Annotated in this window: 13 protein-coding genes; 3 read left to right on the forward strand and 10 right to left on the reverse strand. The window is 68.1% G+C overall.

The window, feature by feature from the left end:
• Positions 1-26 precede the first annotated feature (26 nt).
• Positions 27-1,985, forward strand: coding sequence for a M13 family metallopeptidase (locus J2X34_RS09480; protein ID WP_429516803.1), 1,959 nt, complete (start codon positions 27-29; stop codon positions 1,983-1,985).
• A gap of 64 nt (positions 1,986-2,049) precedes the next feature.
• On the opposite strand, the gene J2X34_RS09485 is transcribed toward J2X34_RS09480, so the two are convergent.
• From J2X34_RS09485 to J2X34_RS09530, 10 genes are all read right to left on the reverse strand, one after another.
• Complete coding sequence (locus J2X34_RS09485) at positions 2,050-2,376, reverse strand: YnfA family protein (protein ID WP_174913547.1); 327 nt, start codon at positions 2,374-2,376, stop codon at positions 2,050-2,052.
• Positions 2,377-2,398: 22 nt separating this feature from the next.
• Positions 2,399-3,493, reverse strand: a complete 1,095-nt coding sequence (locus tag J2X34_RS09490) for an ABC transporter ATP-binding protein (protein ID WP_114722076.1) — start codon at positions 3,491-3,493, stop codon at positions 2,399-2,401.
• Between the two features lie 21 nt (positions 3,494-3,514).
• Positions 3,515-4,846, reverse strand: coding sequence for an ABC transporter substrate-binding protein (locus J2X34_RS09495; protein ID WP_174913550.1), 1,332 nt, complete (start codon positions 4,844-4,846; stop codon positions 3,515-3,517).
• A 36-nt stretch (positions 4,847-4,882) separates the two neighbouring features.
• Positions 4,883-5,785 carry a carbohydrate ABC transporter permease gene (locus J2X34_RS09500; RefSeq protein WP_429516806.1) on the reverse strand — a complete coding sequence of 301 codons (903 nt, stop codon included), beginning with the start codon at positions 5,783-5,785 and terminating at the stop codon, positions 4,883-4,885.
• Positions 5,782-6,714 carry a carbohydrate ABC transporter permease gene (locus J2X34_RS09505; RefSeq protein ID WP_114722078.1) on the reverse strand — a complete coding sequence of 311 codons (933 nt, stop codon included), beginning with the start codon at positions 6,712-6,714 and terminating at the stop codon, positions 5,782-5,784. The genes J2X34_RS09500 and J2X34_RS09505 overlap by 4 nt, the downstream gene beginning before the upstream one ends.
• A 150-nt stretch (positions 6,715-6,864) precedes the next feature.
• Positions 6,865-7,887 (reverse strand): L,D-transpeptidase, encoded by a 1,023-nt coding sequence (locus J2X34_RS09510; protein ID WP_429516809.1) that lies wholly within the window; start codon positions 7,885-7,887, stop codon positions 6,865-6,867.
• Between the two features lie 113 nt (positions 7,888-8,000).
• The gene (locus J2X34_RS09515) at positions 8,001-9,692 is read right to left on the reverse strand and encodes an FAD-dependent oxidoreductase (RefSeq protein WP_429516811.1); all 1,692 of its coding nucleotides are present in this window, start codon (positions 9,690-9,692) and stop codon (positions 8,001-8,003) included.
• A 132-nt stretch (positions 9,693-9,824) separates the two neighbouring features.
• Positions 9,825-10,031: a dodecin gene (locus J2X34_RS09520; protein ID WP_114722081.1), complete on the reverse strand. Its 207-nt coding sequence runs from the start codon at positions 10,029-10,031 to the stop codon at positions 9,825-9,827.
• A 13-nt stretch (positions 10,032-10,044) separates the two neighbouring features.
• Positions 10,045-11,193, reverse strand: a complete 1,149-nt coding sequence (locus J2X34_RS09525; protein WP_254623049.1) for a serine hydrolase domain-containing protein — start codon at positions 11,191-11,193, stop codon at positions 10,045-10,047.
• A gap of 280 nt (positions 11,194-11,473) precedes the next feature.
• A complete protein-coding gene (locus tag J2X34_RS09530; RefSeq protein WP_429516813.1) occupies positions 11,474-12,967 on the reverse strand; it encodes an aldehyde dehydrogenase family protein in 1,494 nt (497 codons plus the stop codon).
• A gap of 125 nt (positions 12,968-13,092) precedes the next feature.
• Here J2X34_RS09530 and J2X34_RS09535 point away from each other — a divergent pair, with 125 nt between their 5' ends.
• Both J2X34_RS09535 and J2X34_RS09540 read left to right on the forward strand, forming a co-directional pair.
• Positions 13,093-13,713, forward strand: a complete 621-nt coding sequence (locus J2X34_RS09535; RefSeq protein WP_429516815.1) for a TetR/AcrR family transcriptional regulator — start codon at positions 13,093-13,095, stop codon at positions 13,711-13,713.
• Positions 13,714-13,739: 26 nt separating this feature from the next.
• Positions 13,740-15,983, forward strand: a complete 2,244-nt coding sequence (locus J2X34_RS09540) for an acyl-CoA dehydrogenase (protein WP_429516817.1) — start codon at positions 13,740-13,742, stop codon at positions 15,981-15,983.
• The last annotated feature ends 28 nt before the right edge of the window (positions 15,984-16,011 follow it).

Raw genomic sequence — 16,011 nt, forward strand, 5'->3', positions numbered from 1 at the left:
CTCGCGGTCGGTGTAAAGATGGAGCGATGACGACTGCGCAGCATTCCGGCATCGACCTCACCCATCTCGACCCGGGCACCCGCCCGCAGGACGACCTGTTCGTGCACGTCAACGGCAAGTGGCTGGACGAGTACGAGATCCCCGCCGACCGGGCGGTGGACGGCGCGTTCCGCACGCTGTACGACAAGGCGGAGGAGGACGTGCGGACGCTGATCCAGGAGGCGTCCGCGTCCGGCGCGGCGCCCGGCACCGACGCGCAGAAGATCGGTGACCTGTACTCGAGCTTCATGGACGCCGACGCCGCCGAGGCGGCCGGGATCGCCCCGATCGCCGACGAACTGGCCTCCGTCGCGAACGCCGCGAACCTGAGCGAGCTCGCCGGGATCGTCGGACGCCTGCAGCGCACGGGTGTCGGCGGCGCGATCGGCCAGTACGTCGACACCGATGCCAAGAACTCGGCCCGGTACCTGGTGCACTTCACACAGTCCGGGATCGGGTTGCCCGACGAGTCGTACTACCGCGAGGACAACTACGCCGAGGTGCGCGACGCGTACCTCGCGCACATCCGGAAGATGTTCGAACTCGCCGGTGTCGAGTACGACGCGCAGCGCGTCTTCGACCTCGAGACCAAGCTCGCGGCCGGACACTGGGACGTCGTCAAGCGCCGCGACGCCGAGCTCAGCTACAACCTCGTCACGCGCAGCGACCTGCAGTCCCGGCACGGCGGATTCGACTGGGCCGCCTGGATTTCCGGCCTCGAGGCCACCCCCGAGCAGCTGGCCGAGATCGTCGTCCGCCAGCCCAGCTTCGTCGAGGCGCTCACCGAGCTGTGGACGTCGCAGCCGATCGAGGACTGGAAGGCGTGGGCCACGTGGCGCGTCCTGCACTCGCGGGCCCCGTACCTGACCGAGGCCATCGTGGCGGAGGACTTCGCGTTCTACGGCAAGACGCTCAGCGGCACGCAGGAGAATCGTGAGCGTTGGAAGCGCGGCGTCTCGCTGGTACAGGACCTCCTCGGCGAGGCGGTCGGCAAGCTGTACGTCGAGCGGCACTTCCCGCCGGAGTCCAAGGCCCGGATGCAGGAGTTGGTCGCGAACCTGCAGGAGGCGTACCGCCGCAACATCTCCGACCTCGAGTGGATGAGCCCGCAGACCCGGCAGGCCGCGCTGGCGAAGCTCGAGAAGTTCACCCCGAAGATCGGCTACCCGGACAAGTGGCGGGACTACTCGGCCGTCGAGATCGACCCGGCGGATCTGGTGGGCAACTATCGCAGCGGGTACGCCGCGGACCACGACCGCGACATCGCCAAGCTCGGCGGCCCCGTGGACCGCGACGAGTGGTTCATGACGCCGCAGACGGTCAACGCGTACTACAACCCGGGCATGAACGAGATCGTCTTCCCCGCAGCGATTCTGCAGCCGCCGTTCTTCGACGCCGACGCCGACGACGCCGCCAACTACGGTGGCATCGGCGCCGTCATCGGACACGAGATCGGCCACGGCTTCGACGACCAGGGCGCCAAGTACGACGGCGACGGCAACATGGTCGACTGGTGGACCGACGACGACCGCACCGAGTTCGGCAAGCGCACCAAGGCACTCATCGAGCAGTACAACGAGTTCGAGCCCAAGGACCTGCCCGGCCATCACGTCAACGGCGAGTTCACGATCGGCGAGAACATCGGCGACCTCGGCGGTCTGTCGATCGCGCTCGCGGCCTACCGGATCGCGACCGAGGGCGCCGACGCCCCCGTGCTCGACGAGCTCACCGGCCTGCAGCGCGTGTTCTTCGGCTGGGCGCAGGTGTGGCGGACCAAGGCCCGCAACGAGGAAGCGATCCGACGGCTGGCCGTCGATCCGCACTCGCCGCCGGAGTTCCGCTGCAACGGCGTGATCCGCAACCTGGACAGCTTCCACGAGGCGTTCGACGTCAAGCCCGGTGACGAGCTGTACCTGGATCCGGACAAGCGCGTCAAGATCTGGTAGGCGGCTTCGCCGCCTGTGCGCCTTTCTGGTGGACCGACCAGAAAGGCGCACGGGCGCGCAGCGGCTACCGCGCGTACATGATCACGCCGACGCCGCACAGGCAGATCGCCGCGCCGATGATGTCGTACCGGTCGGGGCGGAACCCGTCCATCACCACCGCCCACAGCAGCGACCCGGCGACGAACACGCCGCCGTATGCGGCCAGGATGCGCCCGAAGTTGGCGTCGGGCTGCAGCGTCGCGACGAGTCCGTAGATGCCGAGCGCCACCATGCCGGCGCCCACCCACAACCAGCCGCGATGCTCGCGGATCCCCTGCCACACCAGCCAGGCGCCGCCGATCTCGAATAGCGCGGCCAGGACGAACAGCAGGATCGAACGGGTCACGGTCATGGGACGGATTATGCGCGAGCCGTCAGCGCAGCCGCTCGCCCGAGTACGCCGAGAAGAACCGGATCTCGTCGAGCTTCGGCAGCAGATGCAGCCGCTCGCCGGCGCTCACCGACACCTTCCGGTCCACGCGGACGACGACCCGTCCGCCCTTGCTGGACCAGGTCTCGTCAGTGGGGTCGGCGTTCACCGCGTGGACGAACGATTCGGCGCCGAGTTCCTCGAACAACTCCGCGACCACCGTGAGCGAGCCCTTGCGCCACTCCCCCACCAGGGTCCACGACTCCGGGCGCACCCCGACGACGACGCGGTCCTCCCCTCGCGCCGACGCCGGCAGCGGCACGCGCAGATCCCCGAGCACCGCGGTGGTCCCCTCGACCGGCGCCTCGAGCAGACTCATCCCGGGTGATCCGATGAAACCGGCGACGAACGTGTTGACCGGATCGTCGTACAGCTCGCGCGGGCGGGCGATCTGCTGCAGTCGGCCGTCGCACATCACCGCCACCCGATCGCCCATCGTCATCGCCTCGACCTGGTCGTGGGTGACGTAGACGGTCGTCGTACCCAGCCGGCGCTGCAGCCCGGAGATCTGGGCGCGGGTGCTCACCCGGAGCTTCGCGTCGAGATTGGACAGCGGCTCGTCCATGCAGAACACCGCCGGGTGCCGGACGATCGCCCGCCCCATCGCGACGCGCTGCCGCTGCCCGCCCGACAGCTTGGCGGGCTTGCGGCCCAGCAGCGGCTCGAGTTCGAGCATCCGCGCGGCTTCGAGGACGCGCGCGGTGCGCTCGGTCTTGTTCACCCCGGCGTTGCGCAGCGCGAAGCCCATGTTCTCGGCGACGGTCATGTTCGGGTAGAGCGCATAGTTCTGGAAGACCATGGCGACATCGCGCGCTTTCGGCGCCAGCCCCGTCACGTCCGCACCGCCGATGCGGATGTGGCCCGTCTCGACGGATTCGAGACCGGCGAGCATCCGCAGGCTCGTGGATTTTCCGCACCCGGACGGTCCGACGAGGACGACGAACTCGCCGTCGGCGATGTCGAGGTCGAGTCGGTCCACTGCGGGCCGCTCGCCGCCCGGGTAGCGGTGGGTGACCGCCGAGAACTGCACGTGTGCCATGGTCTTCCTTCTGTCGTCCTGCTACTGGGGCAGCTTCGGGGCGATCTGCCGGTCGATCGTCTGCTGCAGCTGCGCTGCGACGGACGCGAACGTGGACTTCACGTCGGCGTTCTGCAGCGCGATCTGCTCGAGTCCGGTGCCGATGACCTGGTCGCCACCCGGGACGAACACGCGGGCGTAGTCCTGCGACCGCGTGTGCGCCAACTGTTCGACGGCCGTGCGCGAGTTGGGGTTCGCATCGAGGAACGCCTTCATCGACGGCTCCTCCACGGACGACTTGCGCACCGGCATGTAGCCGACGTTCTGCGAGAAGTACGCCGTGTTCTCGGTGTTGGTGATGAAGTCGATGAACTTCAGCGCGTTCTTCTTCCGGTCGTCGGAGATGCGCGACGGGATCGCCAGCCCGGCACCGCCCGTGGGGCAGCCGGGTCGGCCGTCGGACGCCGGCAGGAACGCGGTGCCGAAGTCGAACGCCGCGGTCTTCTTGATGCCCGACAGGTCACCGGTCGACGCGATCGTCGAGGCGAGGATCCCGGCGGCGAACTCGTTCGCGATGTCACTCGACACCGCTGCATACTTCTTGCCGAAGACCATGTCGCGCAGGAAGTTCCCGGCCTCGATCGTCCTGGGATCGTCGAACTTCAGCGTCCACTGATCGGAGTAGGCACCACCGAAGGTCCAGATCGGGCCCTCGTACGTCCAGCCCAGGTAGTTCTTGGCGTCGCCCCACCCGTGCGCGAGCTTGCCGCCACCCACCACACGCTGCAGTTCGGGGCCCCACTGGTCGAACTCCTGCCACGTCGCGGGACCGCGGTCGGGCAGCCCGGCCTGCGACCAGATCTGCTTGTTGTAGTAGAAGATCGGGGTGGAACGGGCGTACGGCAGCGCGTAGTGCTTGCCCTGGAACAGGTAGTCGGCGAGCAGCGAGTCGACGTAGTCGGACGTGTTCACGCCCACCTCGCCGAACAGCGGATCGAGCGGCTCGATCGCCCCGGTCAGCGCGTAGTTGAACCACCAGACGTCGGACAGCACGACGACGTCCGGAAGCGCACCGCCCGACAGTGCGGCGTTGAACTTCTGCGAGACCTCCTCGTAGTTCTTGCCGCCGTCCACGAGATCGACCTTCAGGTCGGGGTACTTCGCCTCGAAGCGCTTGATCAGTTCCCGCTCCACGTCCTGCGACTTGCCGGGATGGTTGGACCAGAACGTGATCGTGTTCGTCCCGCCCGACCCGGACGCGCTCGAATCCGACGAGCCGGAACCCGATCCCGAACCCGCGCACGCGGTGAGGGCGGCCCCGGCCGCGAGTGCCCCGGTCAGTCCGAGGAATCCGCGACGGTTGATGTGTGCCATGTCTTCGTGCCTTTCCATGCCTGGTCCGAAATATCGTCAGCCCTTGACCGCACCGGAGGTGAGGCCCTTGATCATGTGTCGTTGCAGCAGAAGGAAGATCACGAGGATCGGCAGCATGGCCAGCACGGTGGCGGCCATGACCGGTCCCCAGTTGGTGAGCCCGTCGTTGTTCTGCAGCTGGGTCAGCCCGATCGGCAGCGGGGCGACCGAGGCGTCGTCGGACATGAGGAACGGCCAGAGATACTCGTTCCACTCGTTGACGACGGTGATGATCGCGAACGCGACCATCGTCGGCCCCGACACCGGCAGCACCACCCGCCACAGCAACCGGACGTGCCCCGCGCCGTCCATCCGCGCCGCCTCGATGATCTCCGACGGAATCGACAGGAAGTGGTTGCGCATCAGGAACGTCCCGAAGGCGACGCCGGCGAGGGGAACGATGATGCCCTGGAAGGTGTTCCGCCACCCCCACTCCGCGACCAGCGCGTAGTTCGAGATCACCGTGATCTGGTTGGGCACCATGAGCGCCGCGATGATCGCCAGGAACACGAAGTTCTTACCCGGGAACCGCAGGAACACCAGCCCGTACGCGCTGAGGACACCGAGCACGAACTTGATCGCCGCCAGCGCGGTCGTGATGATCACCGAGTTGCGCAGGAACGTCGTGAACGGCACCGACGTGAGCGCCTCCCGGTAGTTCTCGGGATGGAACGTGCTGGGCCACCACGTGACCGGCTGGATGTAGATGTCCGGCCGTTCCTTGAACGACGTCATGACGATCCAGAACAGTGGCAGCGCCACCATGACGAGTGCACACACCATCGCCGCGTACCCGAGGGTGGTCAGCACGCGTTCGCGACGACGCTGTGCCCGCGCGGCCGGGGCGACGATCTCCGTCGGCAGCGACGGGGCGACCACATGCTCCTCGAGCGCGGTCACGACCGCTCACCCCGATCCATCACGCGCACCTGGTAGACGGTGACGGCGAGCAGGACGAGGAACATGACGGTCGCGACGGTCGCACCGTAACCGGCCCGGAAGTTGCGGAACGACTCGTTGTAGACCTGGTAGACCATCGTGGTCGTTCCGGTCCCGAGCGGGCCTCCGCGGGTCATCACGTTGATGATGTCGAACACCTGCAGGGAATTGAGCATCACCGTGATCGACAGGAAGAAGGTGGTGGGTCGCAACTGGGGCAACAGGACTCGGCGGAATCGGGTCCATCCGCTCGCGCCGTCGATCTCGGCGGCCTCCGACAGCTCGGGACGAAGGCCCTGCAGCGCGGCCAGGTAGATGACGAACGTGTAGCCGAGGTTCTTCCACATGTACGTGACCGTCACCATGAACAGCGCCCAGCCGGGCTCCTGGTAGAAGTCCGGCACCGAGGTGAACCCGATGCGGTGCAGCAGGTCCTGGACGAGGCCGAAGTTGGGATCGAACACGAACTGGAACGCGACGCCGATCGCGGCACCCGAGATCACGAACGGCGCGAAGATCGCCGAGCGAACCAGGTTGCGCCCCACGAGCTTGCGGTCGAGCAGCAGCGCCAGCGCCAGGCCGAGCACCATCGATCCGACCACCGTCGCCAGGGTGAACACGACCGTGTTGGTGACGATCTGCCAGGTGTCGTCGCGGCTCCACCATTCCCGGTAGTTCTCGAACCCGATGAAGGTCGCCACCGGATCCGAGATGTTCCAGTCGAAGAACGAGAGCCGGATGTTGTCCATCAGTGGCCGGTACGTGAACACCGCCAGCAGCACCAGGTTGGGTCCCACCAGGACCGCGAAGAGTGCGTAGTCACGCCACGGGCGGCCGAGCAGTCCGCGGCCCGGTGGCTGCGGCAGGGTTCTCTCCGGACTCGATGTCACCGCAGCAGTGTTACCGCCGACTGCGAATGGCCGGTGAATGCGCGCGAGATGGGATCTGAACGTCGCGAGGCGATCGGAATCGCAACTGTTTGCGCACGAAAAAGGCGCTGCGCGAGTGGTTCTCGCGCAGCGCCTTCGGGTCCGGTCGGGTCAGCGGTTCCAGTCACCCAGTCCGTCGCTGCCACTGAGGATGCCGCCGGCGGTGTTCTGCACGATCACCGGGTCACCCTTCTTCGCGTTCTCGTAGAACCACTTGCCGTCCTCGGTGCTGACGTTGAGGCAGCCGTGGCTGACATTGCTGTGTCCCTGCTGTTGCACCGACCACGGCGCCGCGTGAACGAAGATGCCGCTGTAGGAGATTCGGGTCGCGTACTCGACGTACGTGCGGTAGCCCTCGGGGGCGTCGATCGGCACACCGTACGTGGACGAGTCCATGTACATGTCGCGGAACTTCTCGCCCACGATGTACGTGCCGTTCGGCGTCTCGTGACCGGGCTTGCCGAGCGACGTCGGCATCGTCTTGACCACCTCACCGTTGCGGGTGACGGTGATCTGCTTGGTGTTGTCGTCCGCGACGGTGACCAGGGCGTCGCCGATCGAGAACGTCGAGTGCGAATCACCGGCGTCGACGCTCACCTGGATGTTCGCCGGCCAGAACTGTTCCGGCTTCCACCGCACCTGGCTGTCGTTGATCCAGTAGAAGTGTCCGGCAACCGGCGGATTCGTGGTGACCCGGATGGCCCGCTCGGCGACGGCGCGGTCGCCGACGGCCTCGTTGAACCGGATGATGATCGGTTGCGCGATGCCCACCACCTCACCCGGTGCGGGATTGAGCGACGGCGCCGAGAAGTTCGCCGGACCGATCGGAGCGAGCGCGGGCGTGGCCGGCATGAGCGAGCCCGGGGGCAGCGCCGCCCGCACCTCCGGCGGCAGGTCGAATCCGGGCGGGAGCTGCAGAGGCGGCGTCGGGATCTGGGGCAGCTCCACCCGCGGCAGCTCGAAGGTCGGCATCTGGAATCCCGGGATCTCGGGTCCGCCGGGGAACAGCGGCGCGGCCTGCGCCGGCCCCACCAGCGCGGCACCTGCTGCGGTCGCTCCCACGACGAGGGCTGCGGCCCGGGCGAACCAGCGCCGGGTCCTCGAACCGTGTCCTGCGATCGACTTCCCGGTCATGCGCCCATCCCCTCGTTCGACGACACCGTGTCACGGGCACCACCGCGATCGGCGGACGCCCGATACATCTTATTTAGACATATCGGGCGGTCACCGACAACACCGACCCGCCGTCAGCCGGCCGCACCCTCGCCGCGGGCGGCGTCGAGCATCGCGGCCAGATCGACGATCTTGGTGCGGGAACGTCCGCTCTCCGCTCCGAGCGCGCGTTCCTTCTTGTCGATACGCTGCCAGCCCTGGAAGTCGATGACGTCGGGCTGGCGCCCGCCGATCAGCTCACCGAGCTGCTCGCGGTCGCTGCCGGGCTGCCCGAGCAGTCCGGCGGAGAAGTCCGACACCAGCATCTCCACGGTGGCCGCGGAGCAGTGCTTGTTGGTGCCGATGACGCCGGTGGGTCCGCGCTTGATCCAGCCCGCGACATAGACGCCAGGGATCGGCGTACCGGTCTCCGGGTCGATGACGCGACCGTTCTCGTTCGGAACGACGCCGCGGCGCTCGTCGAACGGCAGGTCGGCGACGGGCAGGCCCTTGTAGCCGATGGACCGCAGCACCAGACCGGTCGACAGTGTCTCGGTCCGGTCGGTCGCGTGCGCGGACAGCTTGCCGGCATCGTCGGCGACCAGTTCGTTGCGCACCAGGCGCAACTCCTCGACACGGCCGTCGCCGCTGATCTCCGCGGGCGAGGCCAGGTACCGCAGCACGATCCGCTTGCGACCGTCGGAGGTGGTCCGCTTCGCGAACTCCTCGACCTGACGTACCTTCAGCTTCTCGGACGGCTCGGAGTCCGGCCCGTCGACCCACGCCCGGCTGGCGGCGTCCAGGATCGCCTCGTCCGGGTCCACGACGATGTCGACGTCGGCCATCTGGCCGAGCGCGATCAGCTCGGGGTTGGTGTACGCGGCCTGCGCGGGTCCACGACGGCCGACGATGACGACCTCGCGAATGTTGCTGTGCCGCAGCGCCTCCACGGCATGCTCCGCCATGTCTGTCTTGGCCAGCTCGTCCGGATCGGTGACGAGGATGCGGGCGACGTCCAGCGCGACGTTGCCGTTGCCGATGATGACCGCACGCTCACCCGACAGGTCGAACGTGTGGTTCGCGTAGTCGGGGTGGCCGTTGTACCAGGCGACGAACTCGGTGGCGGCGTGCGAACCGGGCAGGTCCTCACCGGGGACCCCGAGACGACGGTCGCTGGCCGCGCCCACCGCGTAGATGACGGCGTGGTGGTGCGCGAGGAGTTCGTCGTGGCTGACATGCTGCCCGACCTCGACGTTGAAATGGCACTGCACGGTGCGCTTGCTCATCGCCGACCGGAAGACGTCCGCGACACCCTTGGTGCCCGGATGGTCGGGGGCGACGCCGGCACGGACGAGGCCGTAGGGGGTGGGCAGGCGGTCGAACATGTCGACCTCGACGCGCGGGCGGGCGGTGAGTTCGATCGCGGCGTAGCAGGCGGCGGGACCGGAACCGACGATCGCGACGCGCAGCGTCCCCAGCGCCGGGTCCAGCGGCTTGGGCTGGGTCAGCTCGGGCCAGTCCGGACCGATGGGGTGCTTCTCGAAGTACGCGGCGTTGATCTCCGGGTACAGCGCGTGCGCCTCGCTGAGCTCGTTCTCACCGAAGATCGCGTCGACGGGGCACTCGTCGACACACGCGCCGCAGTCGATGCACGTCTGCGGATCGATGTAGAGCATCTCCGTCGTGGCGAACTCCGGCTCGTCCGGAGTCGGATGAATGCAGTTGACGGGACAGACGTCCACACACGATGCGTCGTTGCAGCATGCCTGCGTAATCACATAAGCCACAGTTCTTCCCTACCTGTGAGTGCCCGGACCGAAATCTCTCGATCTCGACCCAAGACTATAACGTGTTTCAGTTTGGGTCGAGGCTCCGTTGTACCGGAAAACGATCGGGTGTGCCCCCGGGGTCGCTCGAGTTCATTCCAGCCGGAAACCGACCTTGAGCGTCACCTGCGTGTGCGCTACGACCCCGCCCTCGATGTGACCGCGGGTCTCGACGACCTCGAACCATTCGAGATTGCGCATCGTCTCGTGCGCGCGACCGACGGCGTTCGCGATCGCGGCGTCGACACCGTCGGGCGACGATCCGACGATCTCGATCACCCGGTAGACGTGATTGCTCATCGCCAGTCCTCCTTCACGAACGCATGATCGCCTGTGCCTCGGCGCCCAGCTTGGCCAGTCGCAGATCTCCGAGCGCGGAGACCGCGTTGCCGAGTCTGTTGGTCACGAACGCCAAGGCCAGACCGGTCTCGGGGTCCGCGTACGCGCCCGATCCGCCCACCCCGTAGTGACCGAGGCCGCGGGTGGGCTGCGTGCGACTGGCCAGGATCGGAGGGTGGTAGCCCAGGCGCCAGCCGAGCTTGACGCCGAGCACGTAGTCGCGGTCCCGGGTCTGCACGGCCCCCATCTGTTCGAGGGTCTCGGGCTTCAGGAACCGGGCGCCGTCGATGACGCCTCCGTTCGCGATGGCCGCGTACATCCGGGCGAGGGATCGGGCGCTGAACACGCCGTTCCATCCGGGCATGACGGCGTCGTGCACCGCGGGGTTCCGCACGAGCTCGTCGAAGCCGTCCGGCATCGCGGCCTCGGCGAGTCCCCGCAGGGGACCCACCCGGGACAGGACCGACGCCGTGAGCTGCCAGTCCAGTCCGCCGGGGTTGATGTGCGGGAACAGCTTCGCGATCCGCGGTCTCTGGGCCTGCGGGACCTGGTACCAGAACTCGTCGATCCCGAGGGGTTCGGCGATCTCCTCGCGGACGATGTCGACGAACGGTTTGCCGGTGGCGCGCGAGACCGTCTCCGCGACCAGCCATCCGAACGTCACGGCGTGGTAGCCGGGCCCGCGCAGACGACGCGGATCCGGTGCCGCCGCGGCGAGTGCCTCGACGACGGTGTCGTAGTCGAGCAGACCGAGGCGGCCGGGAACCAGTCCACGGACCTTGTGCAGACCGGTGCGGTGGGTCAGCACGTCGCGGATGGTGATCGCTTCCTTACCCGCCGCCGCGAACTCCGGCCAGTACGTGGCGACGGGGGCGTCGTAGTCGACGATGCCCCGCTCGGCCAACCGGTGCGTGACCGTGCTCGCGACACCCTTGCCGGTGGAGAAGGACAGCGAGACGGTGTCCCGGTTCCAGCGACGATCCCGGTCCGCGTAGCCGGCCCAGATGTCGAGGACCTTCTCGCCGTGCACGTAGGCGACCAGCGCACCGCCACCGTTGTGGGGCTGGCGGTACATCGAGAAGAAGCGGTCGGCGAGCGGCAGGAACCGCGGGTCCACCACCATCTCGGTGCGTGCGTGCGCGGTTGCCGGCGTGCCTGCCGCCGGCGCCACCGGGACGCGTTCGGGGGCTCCCACCGCCGCGCGCGATCCGCTTCCACGCTCCACCTGGATCGTCATCGCGACCTCCGATCCCACTCCTCACACCATTGTGATTGGCGCAGCCTACGGGCGGAAGAGGCCGCCGCGCGGAGAAACAGACATTCGAGATAAGCGGGGCTCGAAAACGTCCTGGTCAAACGCTCGAATTGGTCCATATCTGCTGTCCTCACCTTGTGCCCGGGTCTCAATGGTTGATCACACGGAACTGCAGGAACTCGTCGACGGCGCGGCCACCGATCATTCCGAATCCGCTCGCTGCCACCATTTCGAACGGCGATGTCGCGTCGGTGACCTCGTGTCGATTCACCGACACGGATTGGGCATCGACACGTTCGGCGACCTTGGCCGCTCGGTCGATGTCGGTCCCCCATACCGATGCGCTGAGAGCGTGTGGTGGTTCGCCGATCCACCCGAGGACCCGGTCGAGGTCGTCGAAGCCGACGACGGTGAACACCGGCCCCGCGGCCGCCGTCTCGACCGCGGCACCCGGGACACCCGCATCGCGGATCTCACGCAGCAGCGTCGGTTCGAGGAAGTGCCCGGGGAGGTCGGTGCCCCGCCCGCCGCCGTGGACGAGAGTCGACCCCGCGGCCACGGACCGGGCGAGGAAGTCCTCGACCACCCTCAACTGACGCGCACTGTGGAGCGGACCGATCGACGTCTCCGGGCTCGACCCGTCGCCGACGGTCAGCATGCGCATGTTTTCCGCGAGCGCGTCGCAGAACTCATCCACCATCCCGGTCGGCACGTACGCGCGCGAGGGGCCACCGAGAGTCTGCCCCGCATTGAGGAATGCGCTGCCCGCCAAGGAGGTTGCTGTCGCGTCGACGTGCGCATCCGGGAGAACCACCGCCGCACCGCCGCCCCCGGTCGTCGTCGCGACGGGCGTCAGGAGCCGAGCGGCCTTGCTGATGATCTTCCGGGCACCTCCTCGGGAGCCCACATAGGAGACCCGACCGATCCCGGGATGGCCCACCAGGGAGCTTCCGGTGTCGTCGTGGCCGACGGATGTGCCGAGGACCCCGTCCGGCAGCACAGCCTCGAGGACATCGACCACTCGCGTGACCGACAGCGCCACGGTGGGCGGCGTCTCGACGATGACCGTGTTGCCGGCAACCAGGGCGGGGGCGATCTTCGCGACCATGCGGAGGATCGGCAGGTCCCACGGGATCAGTACCGCGACGACTCCGACCGGCCTGTATTCGATGACCGCCGTGCGGTTTCGGCCGGCGCACACGGGAGCGTCGTCATCCCAATCGATCCGGGCCGTGTCGGCAAGGAACTTCGCGGCCGCCCGGATCTCACCGGCGGACTCGTCGAGGGGCTTGCCGTGTTCCATCGTGAGCAAAGGGGCGAGGGCGTCCGCGACACCGAAGAGTTCGCGCGAGCAGATCGCGAGGAGCTTCTGTCGCGCGTCACGGTCACCGCGCCATGTCGCGAATGCGCGCTGCGCCCGCGAGACCAGGCCGTCGATCTGTCGGGCCGTAGCGATCTGGACACTACCGATCGATTCCAGGGTCGCCGGGTTGACGCAGACCCGAGCCTGCGGCCCGGGGCACACCCGGGCTTGCGTGAGAATCGTCGAGACGCGGCCCGTCTCGCGCTGGTACGCCACCCGACCGAACCTGTCGCCGTCCTCGCGCGGTGCGGGGAATCTGGTCGTGTCTCGATTGTTCATCGTGCACTCCTTGTGCATTCACCCGCAGCAGCGCGAGCACCGGACGAGAAGAAACCGGGTAGGACCCCTCGGATCGGGCGATTCGAAACGGCCTCACGATTAACGTAACGGGTTACTATGTAATAGTGAAGTCTGAGATTTCCGCCCGCACAGGGCGTCCTCGCGACCCGGGCAAGGACCAAGCCGTGCTCGCCGCGACCCGTCGCCTGCTGGCGACGGTCGGCTATCAGCAGACGACGATCTCCGCGATCGCCCGAGCCTCCGAAGTGAACACGCCCGCCATCTATCGACGGTGGCCGTCCCGTGAGGCGCTGATCGAGGAGGCCGTGCACGGCACCGGCGGGCATCCGCTACCCGAGGAGACCGGGGACCTGCGGGCCGATCTGGCCACGTGGGTGCGCATCTTCCTGGCCCGCGCTGCGCGTCCGGCGGCCCGTGCCGGCGTCCCGGGCCTGTTGGCCGACTCGCGGTCCGAGGACGCGCGCAGACGCCTCCTCGCCATCGGAGCCCCCGTACGCAAGGCCTTCTCCGACCTACTCGAAGGGGCGGTCACCCGCGGGGAGATAGCCCCGGGGGCGGACCCGATGTTCCTGTTCGACCTGATGTCGGGCACCACGATGATGCGCGGACTCATGCAAGGCGCCGAGGGCGCCGATACCTTCGTCGATTCGCTCGCCGACGCCCTGTACGTCCTGGCGCGCACGCAACCGAATCGGCGGGCACCAGCTAGCACCACCGGCACCTGACGGGCCACCTACTCCAGGAGAACTCGATGGCACTACCGATCGATGACGATCAGCGCGCTCTTGCAGACTCGGTCGCGGCCTTTGCCCGCCGCACCGCGCCGATTGCCAGTACCCGCAACCAGTTCGACGCCTTCTCCACCGGTACCGGCCCGGACCCGGTGTGGGATGCGGTGGTGCGACAGGGCCTGCACAACATGCATCTTCCGGAGTCCGTGGGCGGCTCGGATTGCGGGCTGCCGGCGCTGACCGTCGTGGTCGAGGAGTTCGGCAGGGCCCTGTTCCCCGGACCGTACGTTCCCACCGTGCTCGCCAGTGCCACAGCGTCGACGGCCTCGACCGGTGCCGACGATCTGCTCGCCGCCTTCGACGGCGGCGCCACCGGCGCTCTCGTCGCCGGGAACCGGCTGACGGCCAGGGCTGTGGACGGGGGGTGGGAGGTCGAGGGGACCTCCGATCCCACGCTGGGGCTGCCGGGCGCCGACCGAGTCCTCGTGCGTGCCGCGCTGGCGGACACACCCGGCGAGGACCTGTGGTTCTGGCTCGACCGAACCGAACTCGACGGGTCCACGACCACGGCGAAGGTGGCGTCCTGCGAGGCAGTCGATCTGACGCGATCCGTGGGACGGCTCGAACTCGCCCGCCACCGGATCGGCCACGACCGGGCCCTGTCCGGACTCGACCCGGACCGGGTCGATCTCGTCGTCGCCTCGCTGTTGGGAGCGGAGGCCGGCGGGATCGCCGCGTGGTGCCTGGAGACGGCCGTCGAGTACGTACGCGCCCGCCACCAGTTCGGGCGCCCGGTCGGCAGCTTCCAGGCAGTCCAGCACAAGGCCGCACTGATGCTGGTCCGCGCCCAGGTCGCCTGCGCGGCCGTGTGGGATGCGGCCCGTGCCGCCGACGGCGCTTCCGACCAGCAGCGTCTCGTTGCGGCGCAGGCGGCGCTCACCGCGGCCCCGGCGGGCGTCGACCAGGCACTCGACTGCATCAGCCTGCTCGGCGGTATCGGATTCACCTGGGAGCACGACGCGCACCTGTACTGGCGGCGGGCGGTCTCCGTCGCCTCCGCGGTGGGTACCGAGGACGCCTGGTCGACTCGACTGGGAGAAGCCGCGCTGCACACTCGGCGCGACTTCTCGTTCATCGACGCGGACTCGCTACCGGAGGTGCGAGCACGGGTCTCGGGTGTGCTCGACGACGTTCTCGCACTTCCCGAGGACGAGATTCCGACGGAAGGGTGGGCACCGTCCCGGGGCGGCGCCCGCCGGGCCCGACTGGCGGCCGAGGGCCTGACCGCACCCCACTACCCGGAGCCGTACGGCCTCGATGCGGGCCCGGTGGAGCAGGCGGTGATCGCCGACGAGTTCGCCCGGCGCGGACTTGCCCAGCCCGACACGGGAATTGCGGAGTGGGTGCTTCCCACCCTCATCGCCCACGGCAGCGAGGAGCAGCAGAAGCGATTCGTGCCCACGACCCTTCGCGGTGAACTCGTCTGGTGTCAGCTGTTTTCCGAGCCGGGTGCCGGATCGGATCTCGCGGGCCTGTCCACCCGGGCCCGCAAGGTCGACGGGGGCTGGGTGCTCTCGGGACAGAAGGTGTGGAACTCGCAGGCGCGGGAGGCGGACTGGGGCGTGTGCCTCGCCCGGACCGACTCGGACGTACCCAAGCACGCCGGCCTGACCTATTTCCTCATCGACATGAACAGCACGGGCGTCGACGTGCGTCCGCTTCGCCAGGTCACGGGAATCTGGGAGTTCAACGAGGTCTTCCTCGACGAGGTGTTCGTGCCCGACGACTGTGTCGTCGCCGGCCCCGGTGACGGATGGCGGTTGGCCGTCACCACCTTGTCGAACGAGCGACTCAAGATGGGCACCGCCAAGTTCGGCCACGGTTCCGCGGACATGGTCCGCCGGTTGCTCGACGGGGGCGAGTACGGCAGCAGCCGGGACGAGGTTGTCCGAGTGCTCGGCCGCAACACCGCACGCGAGCTCTCGGTGGGAGCGATGAACCTGAAGACCGTGCTGCAACGGCTGCACGGGTCCGAGGACGCCACCGGGTCGGCGACCAGCGTGCAGAAGGTGTTCCACGCGATCGCCCAACGCGAAGGCTCCCGCGCGCTGGTCGCGTTGCTCGGCCCGCTCGGTTGTGTGGGCAGCCCGGAAGAGCCGTATGTTCAGGACTACCTGGGAGTCCCGGCCGTCCTGATCGGCGGCGGCACCATCGAGATCCAGCTCAACGTCATCGCACAACGCGTGCTGGGACTCCCGCGCTGATCGCTGTTTCGCCGTTCTGGAAGGAGCT

Source organism: Rhodococcus sp. BE178, from assembly GCF_050433545.1.
GTDB lineage: Bacteria > Actinomycetota > Actinomycetes > Mycobacteriales > Mycobacteriaceae > Prescottella.